Source organism: Streptomyces sp. 3330, assembly GCF_031456635.1.
Classification (GTDB): Bacteria; Actinomycetota; Actinomycetes; order Streptomycetales; family Streptomycetaceae; genus Streptomyces.
The window spans coordinates 35,815-57,247 of sequence record NZ_JAVDVA010000018.1 but is presented as its reverse complement, the minus strand read 5'-3'; the positions used below and the strand labels follow the sequence as shown (position 1 = coordinate 57,247).

At 72.6% G+C, this 21,433-nt stretch carries 17 protein-coding genes and 2 pseudogenes; 6 read left to right on the top strand and 13 right to left on the bottom strand.

Features of this window, described 5'->3' with window-relative positions:
- Positions 1-542: 542 nt before the first annotated feature.
- From J2X68_RS27205 to J2X68_RS27185, 5 genes and pseudogenes are all read right to left on the bottom strand, one after another.
- Positions 543-784, bottom strand: a pseudogene (locus J2X68_RS27205) (F420-dependent methylene-tetrahydromethanopterin reductase); the annotation flags it as partial.
- A gap of 203 nt (positions 785-987) precedes the next feature.
- Positions 988-2,061, bottom strand: a complete 1,074-nt coding sequence (locus J2X68_RS27200; RefSeq protein WP_310435206.1) for an LLM class flavin-dependent oxidoreductase — start codon at positions 2,059-2,061, stop codon at positions 988-990.
- 43 nt (positions 2,062-2,104) lie between these two features.
- On the bottom strand, positions 2,105-3,889 hold the full coding sequence (locus J2X68_RS27195) for an FAD/NAD(P)-binding protein (RefSeq protein WP_310435205.1): 1,785 nt from the start codon (positions 3,887-3,889) through the stop codon (positions 2,105-2,107).
- Between the two features lie 407 nt (positions 3,890-4,296).
- A complete protein-coding gene (locus J2X68_RS27190) occupies positions 4,297-4,587 on the bottom strand; it encodes a hypothetical protein (RefSeq protein ID WP_310435204.1) in 291 nt (96 codons plus the stop codon).
- A 179-nt stretch (positions 4,588-4,766) separates the two neighbouring features.
- The gene (locus tag J2X68_RS27185) at positions 4,767-5,984 is read right to left on the bottom strand and encodes a DUF5685 family protein (protein ID WP_310435203.1); all 1,218 of its coding nucleotides are present in this window, start codon (positions 5,982-5,984) and stop codon (positions 4,767-4,769) included.
- Between the two features lie 311 nt (positions 5,985-6,295).
- Between J2X68_RS27185 and J2X68_RS27180 the strand changes: the two genes are divergently transcribed.
- A complete protein-coding gene (locus J2X68_RS27180; RefSeq protein WP_310435202.1) occupies positions 6,296-6,733 on the top strand; it encodes a cell division protein SepF in 438 nt (145 codons plus the stop codon).
- Between the two features lie 41 nt (positions 6,734-6,774).
- Here the strand turns inward: J2X68_RS27180 and J2X68_RS27175 are convergent, their stop codons facing one another.
- Both J2X68_RS27175 and J2X68_RS27170 read right to left on the bottom strand, forming a co-directional pair.
- Positions 6,775-7,965, bottom strand: a complete 1,191-nt coding sequence (locus tag J2X68_RS27175) for an acyl-CoA dehydrogenase family protein (RefSeq protein WP_310435201.1) — start codon at positions 7,963-7,965, stop codon at positions 6,775-6,777.
- Between the two features lie 168 nt (positions 7,966-8,133).
- On the bottom strand, positions 8,134-9,735 hold the full coding sequence (locus tag J2X68_RS27170; protein ID WP_310435200.1) for an MFS transporter: 1,602 nt from the start codon (positions 9,733-9,735) through the stop codon (positions 8,134-8,136).
- A 328-nt stretch (positions 9,736-10,063) separates the two neighbouring features.
- On the opposite strand from J2X68_RS27170, the gene J2X68_RS27165 reads away from it, so the two are divergent.
- Together J2X68_RS27165 and J2X68_RS27160 are read left to right on the top strand one after the other, a co-directional pair.
- Positions 10,064-11,260 carry a glycosyltransferase family 39 protein gene (locus J2X68_RS27165; protein WP_310435199.1) on the top strand — a complete coding sequence of 399 codons (1,197 nt, stop codon included), beginning with the start codon at positions 10,064-10,066 and terminating at the stop codon, positions 11,258-11,260.
- A 205-nt stretch (positions 11,261-11,465) separates the two neighbouring features.
- The gene (locus tag J2X68_RS27160) at positions 11,466-12,506 is read left to right on the top strand and encodes a phosphatase PAP2 family protein (RefSeq protein ID WP_310435198.1); all 1,041 of its coding nucleotides are present in this window, start codon (positions 11,466-11,468) and stop codon (positions 12,504-12,506) included.
- A 115-nt stretch (positions 12,507-12,621) separates the two neighbouring features.
- Here the strand turns inward: J2X68_RS27160 and J2X68_RS27155 are convergent, their stop codons facing one another.
- On the bottom strand, positions 12,622-12,837 hold the full coding sequence (locus tag J2X68_RS27155; protein ID WP_310435197.1) for an I78 family peptidase inhibitor: 216 nt from the start codon (positions 12,835-12,837) through the stop codon (positions 12,622-12,624).
- 359 nt (positions 12,838-13,196) lie between these two features.
- Here J2X68_RS27155 and J2X68_RS27150 point away from each other — a divergent pair.
- Positions 13,197-14,729: pseudogene (locus J2X68_RS27150) on the top strand (cbb3-type cytochrome c oxidase subunit I); the annotation flags it as partial.
- Between the two features lie 40 nt (positions 14,730-14,769).
- Here J2X68_RS27150 and J2X68_RS27145 read toward each other — a convergent pair.
- Together J2X68_RS27145 and J2X68_RS27140 are read right to left on the bottom strand one after the other, a co-directional pair.
- On the bottom strand, positions 14,770-15,810 hold the full coding sequence (locus J2X68_RS27145) for a YafY family protein (protein ID WP_310435196.1): 1,041 nt from the start codon (positions 15,808-15,810) through the stop codon (positions 14,770-14,772).
- Positions 15,811-15,892: 82 nt separating this feature from the next.
- Positions 15,893-16,600: a transglycosylase family protein gene (locus J2X68_RS27140; protein WP_310435195.1), complete on the bottom strand. Its 708-nt coding sequence runs from the start codon at positions 16,598-16,600 to the stop codon at positions 15,893-15,895.
- 538 nt (positions 16,601-17,138) lie between these two features.
- Between J2X68_RS27140 and J2X68_RS27135 the strand changes: the two genes are divergently transcribed.
- Positions 17,139-17,921, top strand: a complete 783-nt coding sequence (locus J2X68_RS27135) for a hypothetical protein (protein WP_310435194.1) — start codon at positions 17,139-17,141, stop codon at positions 17,919-17,921.
- Between the two features lie 127 nt (positions 17,922-18,048).
- A complete protein-coding gene (locus J2X68_RS27130) occupies positions 18,049-18,450 on the top strand; it encodes a hypothetical protein (RefSeq protein ID WP_310435193.1) in 402 nt (133 codons plus the stop codon).
- A gap of 64 nt (positions 18,451-18,514) precedes the next feature.
- Here J2X68_RS27130 and der read toward each other — a convergent pair whose 3' ends face one another.
- The 3 genes from der to cmk all read right to left on the bottom strand — a co-directional run bounded on the left by der (position 18,515) and on the right by cmk (position 21,424).
- Entirely contained in the window at positions 18,515-19,999 is a 1,485-nt protein-coding gene (gene der, locus J2X68_RS27125) for a ribosome biogenesis GTPase Der (protein ID WP_310435192.1), read from the bottom strand.
- Positions 20,000-20,087: 88 nt separating this feature from the next.
- On the bottom strand, positions 20,088-20,780 hold the full coding sequence (locus J2X68_RS27120) for a lysophospholipid acyltransferase family protein (RefSeq protein WP_310435191.1): 693 nt from the start codon (positions 20,778-20,780) through the stop codon (positions 20,088-20,090).
- Positions 20,738-21,424, bottom strand: coding sequence for a (d)CMP kinase (gene cmk / locus J2X68_RS27115; RefSeq protein ID WP_310435190.1), 687 nt, complete (start codon positions 21,422-21,424; stop codon positions 20,738-20,740). The genes J2X68_RS27120 and cmk overlap by 43 nt, the downstream gene beginning before the upstream one ends.
- Between the last annotated feature and the right edge of the window lie 9 nt (positions 21,425-21,433).

Below are 21,433 nucleotides of genomic sequence, written 5' to 3'. Positions count from 1 at the left end.
CCGAACGCACGTCCGTCGGCGTCCGGCGCCGGAGCGGTACGGCCACCGGCGCACGGTTCTCGCCCCGTACCGCGCGGACCGTACGGCCCGGCGTGCGCCCCGGGGGTCGTGCGGACGCCCGGCGACCGGCCGCCGGTCGGGAGTCCGGGCCGAAGACGCCCGCCCCCAGGGACTCCTCGGGCACCGGCACGACCGGCCGCCGCGCGCCGCGCGCGCCCCCGGGCCGGAGCCCCCGGTCCGGTGCCGGCGCCGAACCGCGCCTCCCCGCGGCACGGCTTCCCGTCCGTGGTCAGACCGCCGGGGCCGGTCGCCCCGAGCGCCTCGGCGTCCTCTTCGGCCCCCCGGATCCCTGGGGTGTCCGGAAGTCGACCGTCCGGAAAGCCCCCGGGCCGGGGGCTCCCCGGGCCGTCTCAGGACACGCGCGAGGGTGCCCGAGCGCGAGCGGCCCGCGGGGCGCCGAGACCGGCTCACCTCGCTCCGTCCTGCCGTCGTACGGGGTGTCGTGCGGATCGCCCTCGGGGGCGCGGTCGCCGTACGGGCCGTCAAACGGCCTGCCCGTCCCCCGCCGGGGCGGGCAGGCCCAGGTGGGAGCGCAGGGTGTGTCCCGCGTACTCCGTACGGAAGACGCCGCGTTCCTGAAGCAGCGGCACCACCCGGTCGACGAACTCGTCGAGCCCGTCGGGCGTGCGTTGCGGCGCGAGGACGAAGCCGTCGGCGGCGTCCTCGCGCACGAGTTCCGCCGGCTCGGCGGCGACCGTCTCGGGCGGCCGATGAAGGACTGACGGGCACGCCGCAGCCCCACGGCGAGGAGGAAGAAGTCGAACAGACCCCGTTCGGCGGTCCTGGCGAGGTGCTCGAAGGAGGAGAAATCGACCGGCGACCTCGCGTCGGGGCCGGTCCAGACGGTGGTGGTGTCGACGCCGGGGAAGGACGCGGCCAGGTGACAGTGCCGGCCGGGCGGCCGGTGGCCGTGGGGATCCCGTCCGCTCATGCCGTTCCCTCCGCGTACCGGCCGGCGGGCCGGGCCAGCCCCAGGTGCTCGCGGAGCGTGCTGCCCGGATAGAAGGTGCGGAACAGACCACGGTGCTGGAGCAGCGCGACCGTGCCGTTGACCAGCCGCTCCAGATCGCGGAGCGGTTCGACCGGGACGAGGTGGAAGCCGTCGGCGGCGCCGTCCTTGTGCCAGGAGGCGATCAGGTCGGCGAGGTCGACGGGGCCGCCCCGGTAGAGCGGGCCCTGAGGCGTCTGCCGGGGGCCGCCTCCGCCGTGGCCGGGTGCGGCGGCGTGCTCGCCGTCCCCGAGGTCGATCAGCAGACTCACGAGGACGAGCAGGGAGTCCGGGTCGCGCCCCGCCGCGGCCGCGTCGGCCCGCAGCCGGTCCCGGACGGTGCGGGCCTGCGCGGGACTGGCCGCGCGCACGAGGGCCACGTCCGCGTACCGGGCGGCGGTGGGCCCGGCGTGTCCCTCGGTGGCGTCGACCACGCGCACCGGGTGTCCCTGCGGAGGTCTGGGCGCCGGGGCGGGGCCGCGCACCGAGAAGGCCGCGCCGGTGACGTCGACCTGGTGCAGCTTGCCGCGGTCGAGGAAACGGCCGGTCGGCGCGTCCCGCACCGCGGCGCCGTCCTCCCAGCGGTCCCACAGCTTCGCCGCCGCGTCGGCGACTTCACCGGCCTCCTGCCACAGCGCAGCCGGCGGGGCGGAGTGCCTGCGGCCGAGGAGGCGGGCCTCCCCCTCCGTGCTGGAGACGTCGATCCGCCAGCCGGCCCGGCCCCTGCTGACCCGGTCGAGCGTGGCGACCGCGGCCTGGAGGTGGAAGGGCTCGGTATGGGCGGTGGTGAGGGTGGGCACCAGTCCGACGCGGTGCGTGGCGGGCGCCACCCGGGCCAGCACGGCCGACGCGTCGGGCCCGGGCCGGGCGAAGGCATCGTCCAGCGTCACGAAGTCGAGGCCGCCCCGCTCGGCGAGCCGCGCCAGCTCGACGTACGGGCCGGCGTCGTACACCCCCGGCCGATCGACGGCCGCCGCCAGGTGCAGCAGGCCCCGGCCCTGCGATGAGGTCATGGGGGAGAACCCTTTCTTCCGTGACGCTTCGAAGGGGAGCGGTTCACCCGACGGCATCGGCGCCCAGATCCCGCAGGAACACCAGGGCGGCCCGGGCGGTGGCGTCGTTCTGGCGGAACGCGGGGCCGCCGGTGCGCGGCCGGGTGAAGGCGCCCGGCGTACGGCCGTCGGTGTGCGGTCCGAGCGCGAAGCGCCGGGGGTGCGGCCGGCCGGCCCGGTCCAGGACCCGCCCGTCGGCGCGGTCCACCCGCAGCAGCCCGTCGGGAGTCCCGCCCGCGCCGTCGGCGTGCAGGTCCCGCAGCAGCGGGTCGAGGGCGCGGCGGAGCGTCGGCTCCGGCAGCCGGGCCTCCACCAGGGCCCGCGCCTCGACCGAGAAGCCCGGCACGGAGGCGCTCGACGCCCGGAACACCCCGCCTCGCGCCTGTACGGCCATGTCGGCGCCGAGGAACCTGAGCACCCCGGCCCGGGACAGCGCGAGCAGCTGTCTGAGCCGGGGGCCGGGCGGTCCGGAGGCGAGGCAGCTGAAGAAGCCGTGCCACCAGGAGCCGATGTCGCCGAGCCGGACCAGTTGCCCGTAGACGGAGAGCAGCCCCAGGAACACGGCCAGGTCGGTGCTGTGCGCGGCGTCGTGACGGCGGCTCAGGTCGTCCTCCACATAGCCGCGCAGCCCCTCCTGGAACTCCTCGAAGGACCCGTACGTCACCCCGTCCAACGGCCGGTCGAGGGCGGCCAGGTCGAGCCGGTCCCGCGGGTCGGGCACGGCGGACGCCACCAGCGCCTCCCGTTCGGCGCCCCCGGACGCGGCCCCGTACTTCTCCTCGAAGTCGGCCCAGGCCATCGCGGTCCGCTCGGCGTGCACCGTGAACAGGCGGTGGTAGTGGGCGAAGCCCAGCTCCTTCTCCACCAGCGGCCACACATCGCGCCGGAAGTCGAAACCCCCGGGCCGCGCGAGCAGCCCGTCGATCTCGGCGGGCCCGAGGAACCGGGGCAGCGGCGGCCGCTCGCCGGTCCAGTCGTAGCCGATCTTCGAGTGGTACGGCACACCGCGCCGCGAGCCGACGTACAGCACCGGTTCCCGCCCCGAGGGCACATAGGAGTCCCCCTCGTACCGACCGCCGCGTCCCTCGGTGAGGAGCACCATCAGGTCGACGAAGGCGAGTCCGAAACCCCGCACCAGCACGGGTTCGCCGGCCGGCAGTGCGGACAGGTCGGTGTCGGCCGTGAAGTCCGGCGGCAGGTGGACGAGCCCGTGCCGCTCCGCGTGGGCCGCCAGTTCACGCTGCTCCTCGTCGAGTTCGGCGTCCAGATGGCCGAGCGCGAGGACCACGAGATCGGCGGAGAGGGGCTGGTCCCGGCCCTCCAGCCGGACCTGCTGGCGTCCCGTGCGGGGACCGCTCACCCGCAGCGCGCGCGCCGGATGGTGGTGGACGGTGATCTGCGGTGGCAGGGCGGCGACCGCCTGCTCGTGCACCCAGCGCAGATAGGCGCCCTGGAGCCGGCGGTCGGCGAAGGTGCGTCCGTCGATGCCCGCCCACTCGTGCAGGGTCGGGCCGGGCCGCACCGGCCCGGCCATCTCCACCGTCTCGTCGGTGAACATGGTGACGTCCTCGGCGTGCGAGTTCATCCACAGCAGCGGCGACTGGGCGGCGCGCCAGATGCGTCCGGCGCCCGGCGGATGCGGGTCGACGAGATGGATCTCGAGCCCCGAACCGGCGTACAGCTCGGGTGCGTTGGCGGCGATCCGCTCGATGAGACCGGTCCCCCGCGGCCCGGCCCCGACGATCACGAGGGTGGCGGGCGCTTCGGGGTCGAGGGTTTCGGAAGGCATGCGAAGGCTCCGTGACAACGGGAAGGGAACACGGGTAGGTGCCTTCACACACCGGATGGGGCGCGCCGCGCGGCGCAGATACGGCCGAGCCCCTCAGCAGGGCCGTGCAGCGAGAGTACGTGGGCGTTTCGGCTCACTGTCAAGGCCGTCCACACTGTGAGCCGTACATCTCAAGTCGGTTGACGCGTAACCGGAGACCTGTTCCACTTGGCCCATGCATCCGCAGCAGTGTCTGGTCACCCGCTCCCACATCGACTTCGGTCGCGTGTGGTCCTGTTCCTGTTGAGCTGACCCACTGCGGCCCCCGCTTCCGGGGCGCCCTCTTCGCGTTCTCCTCTCACGCCGCTCCGCCTTCACCTCCGCGCTCTCCCCTCGGTACGCGCCTTTTCCACCGTTTCCTCCGCGTCTCACGCCTGCCCGACGGCGGTCAGCGCCCCGACCGTGCTGCGGCCCGGAGCGGTGCGAGGCCCGACGACCCGTTCCATCAACGCCCCCAGCACATCTCGTACGGAACCGCCTTCGCGCGCGTCGCACTCCAGCACGGGCACCTCGGCGCTCCGCCCTGACGCCGCCCGCACCTCCTCCGGTTCGAGGCGTTCGGCCCCGCCGAAGCGATTCGCCGTGAGGACGAACGGCGCGCCCCGGGCCTCGAAGCAGTCGACGGCCGGGAAGCGCTCCTCGATCGGGAGCGCTCGCAACGGTGGTCCTCGTGGCCACCCGGCGGCCCCGGGTGGCCGTATGCGAACGGCCCGGCCGCCGGTCCCATGGACGGCCCCGCGCCGTCCGCGTCCTCGACCGGAGATGCGGCCCGGAGACGCCCGCCGCTCACCGCGGCGCCCCCGCACCGGGCGCCGCGAGCCGAGACGGTGACGCCGCGTCAGCAGTCGCAGGAGCAGCACTCACAGCACTGGCAGCACTCACACCCGTCGCAGCAGTCGCAGCCGTCACAGCCGTCGCTGCACCAGCCCTCCCGCTTCTTCCGCGACCAGGGCCCCTCGAACTCGTCGGCACAGCACACCTGGCAGGTGCAGCACAGCCCGATCGCGACCGCGCATCCGGCCCAGAAGCCGCGCTTCCCGGGGCGCGGCGGCTCACCGCCGAAGGGGTTGCCGCCGCCGGGGGCGCCGGGCGCGTAGGGGTTGCCGGGCGCGTGCGGGTCCACCGGCCCCCGAGGGGCGTACGGGCCGGTCGGCGGCCCGAAGGAACCCTCCGGCGAGGGCGCGTTCCGACACGACTGCGTCCCGAACGCCCGGTCGACCGACCGTTCCAGCTCGTGCGCCAGCAGGAGGTGCGCGAGCCTGCCGTCCGCGAACTCGACGTCGCGCAGCGCGAGCCGGATGCCGTGCAGGGCGTCGTCGGCGAGCCGTCGGGCCTCGGCGAGCGGGGTGCCGGTGGCCGTCAGCGGGTTCCAGGCGCCGGCCGCCGCGTCGGCCTCGCGGTCCTCGACCGCGTCCAGCAGATGCGCCAGCCGCCCGAAGAGACGGCCGGCCTCGGCGAGCGGGGCCGCGTTGCCCGGCCGGCCCGCCAGCACCGCGGTGTGCGCGAAGGCGGCCGCGGTCGCCGTCTCGGTCGGCTCGGTGACGGCCGTCAGCGAGGTGCCGGGCCCGGCGAGCGCCTCGATGCCGACCTGGCGGTCCACGGCGTCGACGAGGACGGCGGTGTCGAACCCGACGGCGGCCCCGCCGCGTTCCCCGGCCCGGCCCCAGCTCGCGGCGACCCTGCGCGCGGCGACGGCGACGGGCCGCCGCGCCAGCAGCCCGTCCCCGTCGGCGACGTGGTCGCGCACCTTGGCCGAGGCGAGCACCAGCGAGACGGCGGCCGCGAGCCGGGCGCCCTCACCCCGCGCGACGGACGCGGTCCGCATCCCGCGCAGCGGGCACGGTCCCGCCGTCCGCCGCCCTCCGCCGGCCGTGCCCCGGGGGGCCTGAGCCTCCGTCAGAACCGATATGAGCAGGCCGTCGTAGTTGGTGACGACCCGCGCGAACTGCCCGTGGTCGCCGCGCAGCGCGAGACACAGCCCGCACAGGTGGGCCATCCACTGGGCCTTGAGGCCCTCTCCGAGCCGATGACTGCATGGCCTGACCATTCCGAACACGGCAACCCCCGTCACCCTTGGGACATTGAGTTGCGCATGCTATCGACCGATTGTCATGCCGGATCGGGGGCACCCGGTTCACCCGGACGCCCCGTGCGTCACTCATTCGCCATGAAGAATCATATTTCACTCACAGTCAGCAGCCGTATGCGGTACGACCCTTGGGAGACGCGGGCTCTCGACGTATTCGCTGTGCACCAGTACCGTCACAAACCCCCCGCGCGGCGTCTATCCACTTGGCGCGACATCCGCATCATGGACGACCATGGGGAATGCGGAAAGCAGAAAGACCGCTGTGAGAGGAGGCGTCCATGGGATCGGTGCGCAAGGCGAGTGCCTGGCTTGGCCTCGTCGACGACAACGATGACGAGCGTTACTACGACGACGACTATTCCGAGGGGACCGACTCCGGCGACGCCTGGGTCACCGACCCCCGCGTGAAGGTGGCGACGGACACGGCCGAGGAGAAGGGCCGCCGGATCGGCACCGTCACCCCGGACAGCTTCCGGGACGCGCGGGCGATCGGTGAACTGTTCCGCGAGGGCGTGCCGGTCATCATGAACCTCACGGCCATGGAGGCCGGGGACGCCAAGCGCGTCGTCGACTTCGCGGCCGGGCTGATCTTCGGCCTGCGGGGTTCGATCGAGCGGGTGTCCACCCGGGTGTTCCTGCTGTCCCCCGCCAACACGGAGATCGTCAACGGAGATCCGTCCGCGCACCGGACGGACGGTTTCTTCAACCAGAGCTGAGGCAGGGCCGCTCACCGGCCCTGCCCCGGCCCCCGGCCGGGTCAGCGGAAGGCGTCGAGTCCGGTGAGCGCCTTGCCCAGCACGAGCTGGTGCATCTCGACGGTGCCCTCGTAGGTGAGCACCGACTCGAGGTTCGTCGCGTGCCGCATGACGGGGTATTCGAGCGAGATCCCGTTCGCGCCGAGGACGGTGCGGGCGGTCCGGCAGATCTCGATCGCCTCCCGTACGTTGTTGAGCTTGCCGAAGCTGACCTGCTCGGGGCGCAGGCGGCCGGCGTCCATGCGCCGCCCCAAGTGATGGGCGAGCAGAATCCCCTTGTGCAGCTCGACCGCCATGTCGGCGAGCTTGGCCTGGGTGAGCTGGAAGCCCCCGATGGGCCGCCCGAACTGCTCGCGGGTCTTCGCGTACTCGACGGCGGTCTCGAAGCAGGAGCGGGCCGCGCCCATCGCCCCCCACACGATGCCGTAGCGCGCGTGGGACAGGCAGCTGAGCGGTCCGCGCAGTCCGGTGACCTCGGGCAGGACGGCGTCGGCGGGCAGCCGCACGTCGTCGAGCACCAGCTCGCTGGTCACGCTGGCCCGCAGCGACCACTTGTGCTTGATCTCGGGCGCGGAGAAGCCCGGGGTGCCCGCGGGCACCACGAAGCCGCGGATCCCGTCGTCGCTCTGCGCCCAGACGACGGCGACCCCGGCGACGGTGCCGTTGGTGATCCACATCTTGCGGCCGTTGAGCACCCAGTCGGAGCCGTCCCGCTTGGCGTAGGTGCGCATGCCGGCCGGGTCGGAGCCGTGATCGGGTTCGGTGAGCCCGAAGCACCCGATGATCTCGCCCGCAGCCATCCCCGGCAGCCAGGTCTGCTTCTGCTCCTCGCTGCCGAAGCGGTGCAGGGCGTACATGGCGAGGGAGCCCTGCACGGAGACGAGGGACCGGATGCCGGAGTCGGCGGCCTCCAGTTCGAGACAGGCGAGGCCGTACTGCACGGCGCTGGCGCCGGCGCACCCGTAGCCGCTGAGCGACATCCCGAGCGCCCCGATGGCGCCGAGCTCGCGCGCCAGCTCCCGGATCTCCGGCAGCTCCCCGCGCTCGTACCAGTCGGCGACCCGGGGCAGCACCCGGTCCGCGGCCCAGATCCGCACGGTGTCGCGGATCGCGAGATCCTCCGGCTCCAGCAGATCGTCGATCCCCAGCGGGTCGGCGGGGTCGAAGGGCGGCAACGTCGAGGACGCGGACATGAGAGAGCCTCCGAAAAACTAGCACCGCTAGTCACACCATCGCCCGAGACGTTACGACGCGTCGTCCCGCACGTCCAGTACGGGCGCGCGCCGCGAGCGCGGCGTCCCCCCAGGAAACGCCCGCCCCCGGATCGACGGCAACCGGCCAGCGCGCGGGAAGAGCGGCGCTCAGGCGGAGACGCGGGTCTGCGCGACCTCCCGGGGCGAGGGAAGCTCCACCTCCGCCGGCGGCGCCTCGCACTGCATGACCCGCGGCAGGCGCACGGCCATCACGGCCCCCAGCAGCAGCAACCCGGCACTCACCAGCAGCGTGACGTGCAGTCCGTGCACGAAGCTGTCCCGCGCGACCTGCCGCAGCGCGCTCCCGACCGGCCCGCCCAGCTGCCCGGCGACCTCGTACGCCTCGCCCAGCGAATGCCCCGCCGCGTCCGACGCCGACGCCGGCACCCCGGGAACGGACTTCAGTCCCGGCGCGTACGCGGCGTTCATCACGCTTCCGAGCAGGGCGATCCCGATGCCCGCACCCAGCTGGTACGACGTCTCGCCGATGGCCGCAGCCCCGCCCGCCTGGTCCGGCGGCGCCTCGCTCAGCATCGACTCGTACGCCGCGAACAAGGTCGTCTCCAGGCCGAAGCCGAGCAGCAGGAACCCGAACAGGAGCAGTCCCGTGTTGTCCGAGCCGCCCATCGCGGTCAGCGTCAGCACCGCCAGCGCCGTGAGGACGAACCCGCCGCACACCATCCGGCGCGGCCCGAACTGCCGGAGCAGCCGGGCCCCGGCCAGTCCGGCCGCCATCGCGGCGAAGGTCAGGGGCAGCAGCCGCAGGCCCGTCTCCAGGGGAGACAGCCCCAGCACCAGCTGCAGATACTGTGCCGCGATCAGCTCGAGACCGACCAGTGCCAGCATCGCCAGCACGATGCACCCGACGGACGTGCTGAACGCCGGACGACGGAACATGCCGAGGTCCACCAGCGGGTGCAGACGACGCCGCTGACGGCGGACGAACAGCGCGATCAGCAGCGCCCCCACCAGCAGTGGCGCCACCGTGAACAGCCCGAGTTCGCCGCCGCCCAGCCGCTTCACGCCCAGCACGACACCGAACAGGCCGGCCGCCGCCATCAGCGCGCCGACCACGTCCCAGGGGCCGTCCGCCGCACCCCGCGACTCGGGCAGCAGAAGCCGCCCCACCGGCAGGCTGACCAGCATCAGCGGGATGTTGACGAGGAAGACCGAGCCCCACCAGAAGTGCTCGAGCAGGAAGCCGCCCAGGAGCGGGCCGACCGCCGCGCCCACCGCGGCCACGGCGCTCCAGATGCCGATCGCGAGCGCCCGCTCGCGCCGGTCGGGGAACACCTGCCGCAGGATCGACAGCGTCGCGGGCATGATCATCGCGCCGCCCACGCCCAGCAGCGCACGCGCCACGATCAGCGTCTGCGCGCTGTCCGCGAACGCCGCCAGCGCGGAGGCGACGCCGAACAGGGCGTAGCCGAGCAGCAGGATCCGTCTGCGGCCCACCTTGTCGCCGAGCGTGCCGAACAGGATCAGCAGCGAGGCGCAGACCAGTGGATAGGTGTCGACGATCCAGAGCAGCTCGATGGCGCCGGGCCGCAGGTCCTCGGTGACGGCGGGCACCGCCACATGCAGCACGGTCGCGTCCACGGCGACCAGGAGCAGGCTGACGCACAGCACCACCAGGACGACCCAGCGGTTGGCACCGGCCCCGGCCGCCCGACGGCGCAGCCCAGCGGCGGCCGTGGTCGTCCCGGACATGTACGTACCTCCCAGGTGATCCCCCGGTTCGGCGGGCTCACGGGGTGGGGACTCCCCGCGGCTCGGCCGGAGAGGAGCGGTGTCTCCGGCCCGCGCAAACGAACACGAGTGGAACGCAGCGTACGCGAGTTCGCGCCAGGGCCACGTGGCGGACCTCTCACCACCCCCGGGCAACCCGTGTGGCGTACGCCACTCCCGTGCCATGCGCCGGCCACCCCCCGTACCCCTCCCGGCGCTACCTCGGGAGCTGTCTCCGGGGCTGTCTCCCGGAGCGGTCCGGTCGCCCCGGCGGACCGGGGCGCCGGGCGGGCCGTCGATAATCGAGCCCGTGACCGATCTTGAGACACGCGCGACGCCCCCCGGCTCCGCGACCCTGCGCCGGGCGGCCCCCGCCCTCCTGGGGTACGCGGCCGTGCGTGCCCTGGGTCTGCTCGCCCTGGTGCTGTGGGGCGCCGCCCGCGACAAGAGCGCGTACACGCTCCTGACCGCCCGCTGGGACGCCCTCTGGTACACCAGGGTCGCCGAGCGGGGATACGGCTACGAGGTCCGTCTGCCGAACGGCGACGTCCACTCCGACCTCGCCTTCTTCCCGCTGCTGCCGTGGCTGGAAAGGCTGCTGCACGCGGTGACCCCGCTGTCGTACGCCGACGCCGGTTTCCTCGTGTCCCTGCTCGCCTCGCTCGCCGCGGCCTGGGGGGTCTTCGCGGTCGCCGACCGGGTGTACGGGCGGCGGGCCGGAGTCTGCGCGGTGCTGGTGTGGGCCGCCCTGCCGGTCGGGATCGTGCAGTCGATGGCGTACAGCGAGTCACTGTTCACGGCGCTGGCCGCCTGGTCGCTGTACGCGGTGCTCACCGGCCGGTGGGTGACCGCGGGGGCGCTGGCGGCGCTGGCCGGTCTGACCCGCCCGGTGGGGCTCGCGGTGGTCGCGGCGGTGTGGGCGGCGGGCGTGGCGTCCCTCGTCCGCGACCGGAGGGCGCCGGGCGGCGACGTCCGTGCCGGGCGCGGGGCCGGGGCGGCCGCCGCCCGCGTCGCGCCACAGGTCCTCGGCATGCTTCTCGCGCCGCTCGGCGCCGCCGGGTACGTCCTGTGGGTCGGCCACCGCACCGGCCGGGGCCCGCTCGGTTACCTCCACGTCCAGGCGGGCTGGCGCAACGGCTTCGACGGCGGCTACGCCTTCGCCCGCTTCGTCGCCGACAAGTTCACGTCGTTCCCGTCGGCCCTCGCCGGTGCCGGGCTGATCGCCGGCGTCGCCCTGCTGCTGTGGCTGTACGTCGTCTGTGTGCGCCGGCGTCAGCCGCTTCCGCTGCTGGTGTACACGGGCACGGTCCTGGCGCTCGCCCTGTGCGCGTCGAGCTACTTCGGCTCCAAGCCGCGTCTGCTGCTGCCCGCCTTCCCGCTGCTGCTGCCGCTCGCGCAGGCCCTGGCCCCGCCGCGGACGTCCAGGTCGGCGCTGGTGGTCGGGTGCCTCGCGGCGGCGTCGGCCGTGTACGGCGCGTGGTGGCTGAACGGCAGCGGTCCGCCGTAAGAGATTCCGGCTTTCCGGTGAACCCTTTCATACGTTCCCTAAAACTATCTCTTGGAATGATCAAAGGAATTGAAGGGAACACTGTTCGACCATTAGCGATTCCATAGGAATAAGAGCCCTTCTGAGAGCAATCCCACATCACATCGTCATCACAAACCCGCGGAATCGGCCGGGTCCCGAGCTCACTCGCTGTAACGTCGTTTAGGTGCGTACCGAACAAAACCTCACCCGTCTGGACCGGGTGTTCGCCAGGCTCGACCGGGAGCCGGAACGACCGGCCCACATCGATGTGCCGAAGATGAGCAGGCACAGGGTCGCGCTGTTCCTGGCGACCCTGGCCTTCTATCTGGCGATCGTGTGGCTCGTGGTGATCACCTCGTGGCTGGTCCGCCTCGACTGGCTGGTCATGTTCTTCCGGCCGTACCAGCAGTGGTCGGGCATCCACTGGTTCGTCGACTACTACGTGGTCCTCGGCCAGCGTGGTCCGACCGCCGTGATGGTCGCCGCCTGGCTGGGCTGGAGATCGTGGCGGCAGCACACCCTGCGCCCGCTGCTCACGCTCGGCGCCTCGCTGCTGCTGCTGAACCTCACCGTCGGCGCCGCCAAGCTCGGCATGGGCCGGCTCGGGCCGCACTACGCGACCACCATCGGCTCGAACGAGATGGGTCTCGGCGGCGATATATTTCCCAGCGGCCATACCGCCAACGCGGTCGTGACCTGGGGAATCCTGGCGTATCTGGCCTCCACGCCGAGAGCGCGCCGCTGGCTGTCCGCGCTCTCCGCGGTGACCTCGCTCGGGGTCGGCCTCGCCACGGTGTACCTCGGCACGCACTGGCTCAGCGACGTGGTGCTCGGCTGGGCCGCGGGGCTGCTGATCCTGCTGGCGCTGCCCTGGTGCGAGCCGCTGATCGCGCGCGCCGAGGTCGCGATCTTCGATCTGCGCGACCGCTGGCGCGACCGCCGCGCCGGCACGGCCCCCGCGCCCGCCCCGGCTCCGGCCGCGCCCGTCGCCGTGCCCGTGCCGTTCGCCTCGGGCGCACCGGCCCCGGAGGAGGCCTCCGCGCTCCAGGAGCCGGCGCCACCGGCCCGTGCGCCGCGCGCGCCGGTCTATCTGGCGCCGGGCCCGCACACGACCCGCTCGGAGCGCACGCCGGTCACCCCGGTCGGCAGCCGCCGGCCACCGCACGCCGACCGCCTGCCGCGCGGCGCCGCGACCTCCGCGGCCCGCCCGCTCACCGGCGGCTGACCGCCCCCGACGGCGGGACCACGGTACGCACCACCCGGTTCCGCGCCCGAAGGCCCCGGTTCCCGACGACGGGAACCGGGGCCTTCGCCGTGCCCGTCCGGCCTCCCCGGACGCCTCAGCCCTTCCAGGCCCGAGTCACGAGCCCGTCGCGCACCTCGAAGTTCAGCCGCCCGAAGCGGTACTCCATGGTGACGATCGTCCCGGGGGCCAGCTCACGCACCGTCGACCACCCCCGTTCGCGCGCGAGCCGCTCGGCCCGCGCGGCCTCGAGGCCGACGTATCCGTCCGGATTGTCCTGGGGCTCCGCTGGCGGAGCGGGATTCGGTGCCATACCGCCACGCTAGGCGGCCGGCCGGGCCCCGGGAACCCCGGACCGGCGATACGGATCACTCCGGTCACACTTCTGTCACAGGATCACGACACGCGTTTCGGTCGAACTCACTCACACGTACGAACGGTTTCGTGCACCTTCCGCGCGAATTCGAACGCCATTTCCGCGTGTCGTCCGGCCGCCTCGAATACCCCGGCGGAAAATACACGGAGAACCGTTCCCCGACCCCACCGCATTCCGATTCCGTGCGGGATCGCGGGAGCTGACCGCTCATAGGAAATACACGGCTCCCCCACACATCCTCCGTACGCACCCGGGGCGTCGGCGGGCCCGGGACAGGGCGAACGAAGGGGCGAGTGATGGGGACTCAGACCGTGGCGACGGCACGCACCGCGGGCACCCGGCGCAGCGGGCGGGGCCGGGTGGTCGTCGACTGGCTGACCACCACCGACCACAAGAAGATCGGCCACCTCTACCTGATCACGTCCTTCGTCTTCTTCCTCGTCGGCGGGATCATGGCACTGCTGATGCGGGCCGAACTCGCCCGGCCGGGGATGCAGATCGTCGACAACAACCAGTTCAACCAACTGTTCACGATGCACGGCACGATCATGCTGCTGCTGTTCGCGACCCCGTCCTTCGCGGGTTTCGCCAACGAGCTGATGCCGCTCCAGATCGGCTCCCCGGACGTGGCCTTCCCCCGGCTGAACATGCTCTCGTACTGGCTGTTCCTGTTCGGCGGGCTGACCGTGCTGGGCTCGCTGCTGACACCGGACGGCCCGGCGGCGTTCGGCTGGTTCGCCTACGCGCCGCTGAACAGCGAGCGGTACTCCCCCGGGATCGGCCCCGACCTGTGGATCATGGGCCTGGCGCTGGCCGGCTTCGGCACGATCCTCGGCGCGGTCAACTTCGTCACCACGATCATCGGCATGCGCGCGCCCGGCATGACGATGTTCCGCATGTCGATCTTCACCTGGAACACGCTCTTCACGTCGATCCTGATCCTGATGGCGTTCCCGGTGCTGGCGGCCGCCCTGCTGGTGCTGGAGGCGGACCGGCGGTTCGGCTCGCAGGTGTTCGAGGCGGTCAACGGCGGGGCGCTGCTGTGGCAGCACCTGTTCTGGTTCTTCGGGCACCCCGAGGTCTACATCATCGCGCTGCCGTTCTTCGGGATCATCACGGAGATCATCCCGGTCTTCAGCCGCAAGCCGATCTTCGGCTACCTGACGCTGGTCGGCGCGACGATGGCGATCACCGGGCTGTCGATCGTGGTGTGGGCGCACCACATGTTCGTCACCGGCGCGGTGCTGCTGCCGTTCTTCTCCCTCCTGAGCTTCCTGATCGCGGTCCCCACCGGCGTGAAGTTCTTCAACTGGACCGGGACCATGATCAAGGGCTCGATCTCCTTCGAGACCCCGATGCTGTGGGCGACCGGGTTCCTGGTGACGTTCCTGTTCGGCGGCCTGACCGGGGTCATCCTGGCGTCGCCGCCGATGGACTTCCACGTCTCCGACTCGTACTTCGTGGTCGCCCACTTCCACTACGTCGTCTTCGGCACGGTCGTCTTCGCGATCTTCGCCGGCTTCTACTTCTGGTGGCCGAAGTTCACCGGGAAGCTGCTCGACGAGCGGCTGGGGAAGATCCAGTTCTGGACGCTGTTCGTCGGCTTCCACACCACGTTCCTCGTGCAGCACTGGCTGGGCGCCGAGGGGATGCCGCGCCGGTACGCCGACTATCTCGCCGCCGACGGGTTCACCGCGCTCAACACCGTCTCCACGATCGGCTCGTTCCTGCTCGGCCTCTCCACCCTGCCGTTCCTCTACAACGTCTGGAAGACCGCGCGGTACGGCACCAGGGTCGGCGTGGACGACCCCTGGGGCTTCGGCCGTTCCCTGGAGTGGGCGACGTCCTGCCCGCCGCCCCGGCACAACTTCACGGCGCTGCCGAAGATCCGCTCGGAGTCCCCGGCGTTCGACCTGAACCATCCGCAGTACGCGGCCGAGACGCCGCAGCCCGAGCCAAAGCGCCATCAAGCCGGTCACGGGCCGTCCTGATCGCCTCGATCAGTTCCACCGGCTCCAGCACCTCGAACGCGAAGCCCGTCATCATCACGTGGATCACCATCACGTCGAGGCTCGCGGCGCCGGTGCGCAGCAGACAGGCCCGGTCGCCGTCGGGCTCCAGCGTCCCGGCCGACGGCGAGATCCGTTCGGCGGCCTCGGCCTGCGGCACGAACAGCCGGACGGTGGCCCGGGTGGCGTACGCGCGCGTGGAGACGCCCTGCGAGACGTAGGCGGCGAGGTCCCCGGCGGGCGGTTCGCGCGGTGCGAAGCGCGGCCCGTGCGGTGGCCTCGGCGTGAGACGGTCCACCCGGAACGTCCGCCAGTCGGCGCGGTCGAGGTCCCAGGCGACCAGGTACCAGCGGCGCTCGGTGCACACCAGGCGGTGCGGTTCGACGGTGCGGCGGGTCTGTGTGCCGTCGTGCCCCCGGTAGTCGCAGCGCAGGCGTTCGGCGTCCCGGCAGAGGTGGGCGAGCTCGGTGAGGACGGCCGGGTCGACGGCGGAGGAGCCCGGTTCGCGCAGCATCGGCACGGTGAACGCGTTCAGGGCGCCCACCCGGCGCCGCAGCCGGTGCGGCAGCACCTGCTCCAGCTTCGCCAGGGCCCGTACGGAGGTCTCGCCGATGCCCTCGATGCCCTGTCCGGCGGCGGTCCGCAGCCCCACCGCGACGGCGACGGCCTCGTCGTCGTCCAGCAGCAGCGGCGGCAACTCGGCGCCGGCGCCCAACTGGTAGCCGCCTCCGGTGCCGGGGCTGGCGTTGACCGGATAGCCCAGCTCGCGCAGTCGGTCCACGTCCCGGCGCACCGTGCGGGAGGTGACTCCCAGCCGGTCGGCGAGTTGGGCGCCCGACCACTCGCGGTGGGCCTGCAGCAGGGACAGCAGGCGCAGCAGTCGGGCGGAGGTCTCCAGCATGCGCCCAGTGTGTCTCACGAGGCGGGGGCCCCACCCGGCCGTCCCGCCGGATGGGGTCACCGTGTCCCGGAGGCGGAACGGCTCAGAGCGTGAGGCGCTGTCCGGGCACGATCAGGTCGGGGTCGCCGCCGACGACGGCCCTGTTGGCGGCGTAGACCCGCTGCCAGGTCAGCCCGTTGCGGGCCGCGATGGTGCTGAGGGTGTCGCCCTCGCGGACGGTGTAGTCACCACGGCTCGTGCCGCGGGAGGTCTGGCCCGTCGAGCGCTCCGGCGCCTGCGAGGCGCCCGACCGCGAGGAGTTCGAACTGCCGGAGTTCGAGCTGCCCGACTTCGCACTGCCGGACTTCGTGGACCCGGACTTCGTGGAGCCGGACCTGGCGGAGCTCGACTCGGCCGAGGACGATCCGGCCCCCGGTGCGCTGCCGGACGCTCCGGCGCGCGCCGAGCAGGTCGGCCACGCGCCCCACCCCTGGGCGTTCTGCACCTTGGTGGCGACGGAGATCTGCTGTGCCTTGCTGGCCTTGTCGGCGGTCGACGCGTAGGCGGTGCCGCCGTACGCGCGCCAGGTACCGGCGGAGAACTGCAGCCCGCCGTAGTAGCCGTTGCCGGTGTTGATCGACCAGTTGCCGCCGCTCTCGCACTGGGCGATGCGGTCCCACACCCCGCTGTCGGCGGCCGTGGCGCTGCCGGTCGCGGAGAGCAGTCCGAGAGGGGCGAGCAGGATCGCCCCGGCGAGGACCGCCGTCTTGCGCGACGAGGTGCGGGTGTGGATATCGGCACATTCGGACATGTAGATCCCTCTCTACGTACCCGGGCTCCCCCTGGCCGGGGCGTGCCGGCCGCGCGGGAACGCGGTCGTCACGCCCGGCCCGTCCGTCGGCGGTGGTGCTGCGCGGTGTCTGGCTCTGCGCGGCCGGCGGACGTACCCGAGCGGTGCTCGTTGCACACGGCGGAGCAATCTAGGCAGCTGACGGGCTGTTATCAACCAACTCCCCGTCGTCCCAGGCCAGTTCATCGTTACCGCAGGTAGCAGCGAATTCCGGCCACCTACTTCGCTCCATCATTTCCTGATTTGTCGACCAGGCTCCCGCGCGGACTGTGAGTCAGCTCACCGGATCAACTTCCGTGACCTCTCCGTTACTTGGCATGGAGTGGCGGATTCCGTACACATCGTGACCGTGCGCGCAGGATGGTTCGATTCCGTTCGCCGTCCAGCGTGACCCTGGCCACAGATCGCCCGTTGTCTTCTTCATGAGCCGGGGACCCACCCGGACCACGAGCCGGGAGCCACCCGCCTCGCCCACGCACCGCATCCGAGGGAGTCACCCGTGCCGCGCATGCTCGACGTCAGCGACGAGGTACGCGCCGAGATCGGCGACGAAGAAGCCGACCGGCTGCTCGCCGGAGACAACGCCCCGGGCAGTTACGACTGCACGTCCTGCCGCACCCCGGGCGACTCCGAGAACGAGCGCACCAGCACCGTCCTGTTCATCGGGGACGAGACCGCCGTCCTCGCCTTCGCCCACTCCACCTGCCTGCCCTCGCAGGTCGTCCAGGTCACCGAGGAGCAGCTCCAGGGCGCGGTCCGCTCCATCAGCGGCGACACCGTCGACCTGGACCCCGACAAGGTCGCACCCGAGCAGGCGGTGCTCGGCGTCACCAGCGGACTCGTGCTGATCGCCGGGGAGTTGCACCCGGCGCTGGTCGTCGAGCCGACCGCGCCCATCGTGCGCCCCGGCACGACCGGCGCGGGCGACGACTTCCTGCCGCTCCTCATCGAGCAGGGGTTCATGCCGCTCTCCCAGCTGGCCGAGGTGCCGCCGGTGCAGCACGGCTGGTCCGTGCTGCTCGCGATGGGCCAGCTGCACGCGGTGCTCCAGCCGTCGGCGAACGGCGGGCAGCCGGTGGCCTGGTGGCAGGCGCACCAGCCGTTGCAGGTGACGGAGGGCTGGCGGGCCGCCGCCAACAAGCACCAGCAGGTGCTGATGTTCGCGGCGCCGGTCGGCTCCATCGGGCGTCAGCCCCGGGAGGACCTGCTGCGGGACGCGCTGGACAAGGCCGCGGCCAACGGGCAGTTGGTCGGGGCGGCGCTTCCGCTCGCCGGCACCTGAGTTCGCCCACCGGGCGGGGACTGCGGCCCTGCGGCGACCGAGACGCCGTCCGCGGACGCAGCCCCGCGCCCTCGTGAGGACGCCCGCCGAGCCGCATCTCTTCCGGTGCCGCGTCGTTTGGACATACGTGCACACCTACGACGTTCCCCGCCGCCCGTCCTTCCAGTCGATCCCGTCCGCGCGACCGGCCCAGGACGCGTCCGGCGGCCCCTCGGCCACCCCGATCTACGACGCGCTCTACGCCGAGTACGTCAAGACGTTCCGTTCGCTGCCGGGCGACCGCAGCGGCGAGGACGAACTGGGGTTCACCGCCTTCGGGAACATCCCGCACCACACGAGCTCCTACCCGGCGCCCCGCCCGGGGTCGTTCAGCAGCTCCTACAGCGCCTACAGCGCGGGGGCGCAGAGCGCGCGGGTCGGACAGCAGTCCCAGTGGCAGCGGGTCGGGCAGCTCGGCCAGTCGGCGGCGCCGACCGCGATGCAGCACGTCCCCGCGGCGCTCCCGCCGGCCCCCCGCAGGGCCTTCTGAGCGCCGAGCACGACCGGAGGGCGGCACCCGTCTCGGGTGCCGCCCTCCGGTCGTGCCGCCGCTTCTACTTCTTCTTGTTGGCGCCGCGCTTCTCGCGCACCCGCACCGAGATGTGGATCGGGGTGCCCTCGAAGCCGAACTCCTCGCGCAGACGGCGCTCGATGAAGCGCCGGTAGCCCGCCTCGATGAAGCCGGAGGCGAAGAGGACGAACCGCGGGGGCTTGGTCCCGGCCTGGGTGCCGAACAGGATGCGCGGCTGCTTGCCGCCGCGGACCGGGTGCGGGTGGGCCGCGACCAGCTCGCCCAGGAAGGCGTTGAGACGGCCCGTCGGGACGCGGGTCTCCCAGCCGGCCAGGGCGGCCTCGATGGCCGGGACCAGCTTCTCCATGTGCCGGCCGGTGCGCGCCGAGACGTTCACCCGGGGCGCCCAGGCGACCTGGGCGAACTCGGTCTCGATCTCCCGCTCCAGGTAGTAGCGGCGCTCCTCGTCGAGGGTGTCCCACTTGTTGTAGGCGATGACGAGGGCGCGGCCCGCGTCGACGGCCATGGTGACGATGCGCTGGTCCTGGACCGAGATGGACTCGGAGCCGTCGATCAGGATGACCGCCACCTCGGCCTTCTCGACGGCGGCCGCGGTGCGCAGCGAGGCGTAGTAGTCGGCGCCCTGCTGGAGGTGGACACGCTTGCGGATGCCCGCCGTGTCGACGAACTTCCAGGTCACGCCACCGAGTTCGATCAGCTCGTCGACCGGGTCACGGGTCGTGCCCGCGATCTCGTTGACGACGACACGGTCCTCGCCCGCCACCTTGTTCAGCAGCGAGGACTTGCCGACGTTCGGACGGCCGATGAGCGCGATGCGCCGCGGGCCGCCGACCGCGGTGCCGAAGGTCTGCGCGGGGGCGTCCGGCAGCGCCTCCAGGACGGCGTCCAGCATGTCGCCGGTGCCGCGGCCGTGCAGGGCGGAGATCGGGTGCGGCTCGCCGAGGCCCAGGGACCACAGGGCGGCCGCGTCGGCCTCGCCGCTCAGTCCGTCGACCTTGTTGGCGGCGAGCACGACGGGCTTGCCGGCCTTGCGCAGCAGCCGTACGACCGCCTCGTCGGTGTCGGTGGCGCCGACCTTGGCGTCGACGACGAAGACGACGGCGTCGGCGGCCTCGATCGCGTACTCGGCCTGCGCGGCCACGGAGGCGTCGATGCCGAGGACGTCCTGCTCCCAGCCGCCGGTGTCGACGAGCTTGAAGCGGCGGCCCGACCACTCGGCCTCGTAGGTGACGCGGTCGCGGGTGACGCCCGGCTTGTCCTCGACGACGGCCTCGCGGCGGCCGATGATGCGGTTCACCAGGGTCGACTTGCCGACGTTCGGGCGGCCGATGACGGCGAGGACCGGCAGCGGCCCGTGGCCCGCGGCCTCGATCGCCCCCTCGACGTCCTCGACGTCGAAGCCCTCGACGGCGGCGAGCTCCATGAACTCCGCGTACTCGGCGTCGCCGAGCGCCCCGTGATCGTGCTCGAAGGCGTCCGAGCCGTCGGGCTGGATGTGGTCGTTCATGAAGTCCGTACCTCGTCGTTCATTCGTGGTGATCGGTGGAACAGCCGTTATTGTTCGGATTGATCCACTACTCGGTATTCAGTGTCGCTCAGCGCCCGGTCAGGCGCCTGGCGTTTTCCAGGTGTGCGGCCAACTGCTTCTGGATGCGCTCGGTGGCCGCGTCCAGCGCCTTGCGGGTCCGCAGCCCGCTGCCGTCGCCCGCGTCGAACGGTTCACCGAAGACGACGTCGACGCGCGAGCGCAGCGGGGGCAGTGCCTTTATCAACCGTCCGCGCCGTTCGGAACTTCCCAGCACGGCGACGGGCACGATCGGGGCCCCGCCGCGCACCGCGAAGTACGCGAGTCCGGCGCGCAGGGCGGCGAAGTCGCCCTCGCCACGGGTGCCCTCGGGGAAGATGCCGAGGACCCCGCCGTTCTCCAGCACGCCCAGCGCGCGGGTGATCGCCCCGCGGTCGGTGGTGTCGCGGTCGACCTTGAGCTGGCCGATGGCGGTCAGGAACGGGTCGAGCGGGCCGATGAACGCTTCCTTCTTGATCAGGAAGTGCGTCGGCCGCGGCGCCACGCCCATCACCATCGGGCCGTCGACGTTGTGCGAGTGGTTGATCGCGAAGATCAGCGGGCCGTCGGCCGGCACCTTCCAGGCGCCCAGCACCCGCGGCCTGAACAGGCCGTACATCAGGCCGACGCCGATGCGCCGCCCGACCTCGGCGCCCTTCTCGGAGGGCGCGGACCCGGTGCTCACTTCGCGGCCCGCTTCTCCTCGACGAGGGTGACGACGCATTCGATGACCTGGGCCAGCGTCAGCTCGGTGGTGTCCACCTCGACGGCGTCGTCGGCCTTGGCGAGCGGGGAGGTCTTGCGGGAGGAGTCGGCGGCGTCCCGCTTGATCAGCGCCTCCCGGGTGCTCCGGACGTCCGCGCCCTTCAGCTCGCCGCTGCGCCGGGCGGCGCGGGCCTCCGGGGAGGCGGTGAGGAAGATCTTCAGGTCGGCGTCGGGCAGGACGGTCGTCCCGATGTCCCGGCCCTCGACGACGATCCCCTTCTCGGTGGAGGCCGCCAGCGAACGCTGGAGCTCGGTGATCCGCGCCCGCACCTCGGGTACGGCGCTCACGGCGCTGACCTTGGCGGTGACCTCCTGGGTGCGGATCGGACCGGAGACGTCGACGCCGTCGACCGTGATCGTCGGGGCGGCCGGGTCGGTGCCGGAGAGGATCTCCGGCTTGCCGGCGACGGCGGCGATCGCCGTGGGGTCCTCGATGTCGATCCCGTTGGTCACCATCCACCACGTGATCGCCCGGTACTGGGCGCCGGTGTCCAGGTAGCTCAGCCCGAGCTGGGCGGCCACGGCCTTGGACGTGCTCGACTTGCCCGTGCCCGAAGGGCCGTCGATGGCGACAATCACGGGCTGGGCGGCGCCGTTTTCCACGGGGGGACA

Coding starts and splice junctions, on each gene's coding strand:
- J2X68_RS27120 (WP_310435191.1), bottom strand. CDS start 20,780: ATGCGTCGTCACCCTCGTCGAGGAGAAGCGGGCCGCGAAGTGAGCACC.
- J2X68_RS27195 (WP_310435205.1), bottom strand. CDS start 3,889: ATGCCTTCCGAAACCCTCGACCCCGAAGCGCCCGCCACCCTCGTGATC.
- J2X68_RS27170 (WP_310435200.1), bottom strand. CDS start 9,735: ATGTCCGGGACGACCACGGCCGCCGCTGGGCTGCGCCGTCGGGCGGCC.
- J2X68_RS27155 (WP_310435197.1), bottom strand. CDS start 12,837: ATGGCACCGAATCCCGCTCCGCCAGCGGAGCCCCAGGACAATCCGGAC.
- J2X68_RS27175 (WP_310435201.1), bottom strand. CDS start 7,965: ATGTCCGCGTCCTCGACGTTGCCGCCCTTCGACCCCGCCGACCCGCTG.
- J2X68_RS27140 (WP_310435195.1), bottom strand. CDS start 16,600: ATGTCCGAATGTGCCGATATCCACACCCGCACCTCGTCGCGCAAGACG.
- J2X68_RS27200 (WP_310435206.1), bottom strand. CDS start 2,061: ATGACCTCATCGCAGGGCCGGGGCCTGCTGCACCTGGCGGCGGCCGTC.
- J2X68_RS27145 (WP_310435196.1), bottom strand. CDS start 15,810: ATGCTGGAGACCTCCGCCCGACTGCTGCGCCTGCTGTCCCTGCTGCAG.
- J2X68_RS27180 (WP_310435202.1), top strand. CDS start 6,296: ATGGGATCGGTGCGCAAGGCGAGTGCCTGGCTTGGCCTCGTCGACGAC.
- der (WP_310435192.1), bottom strand. CDS start 19,999: ATGAACGACCACATCCAGCCCGACGGCTCGGACGCCTTCGAGCACGAT.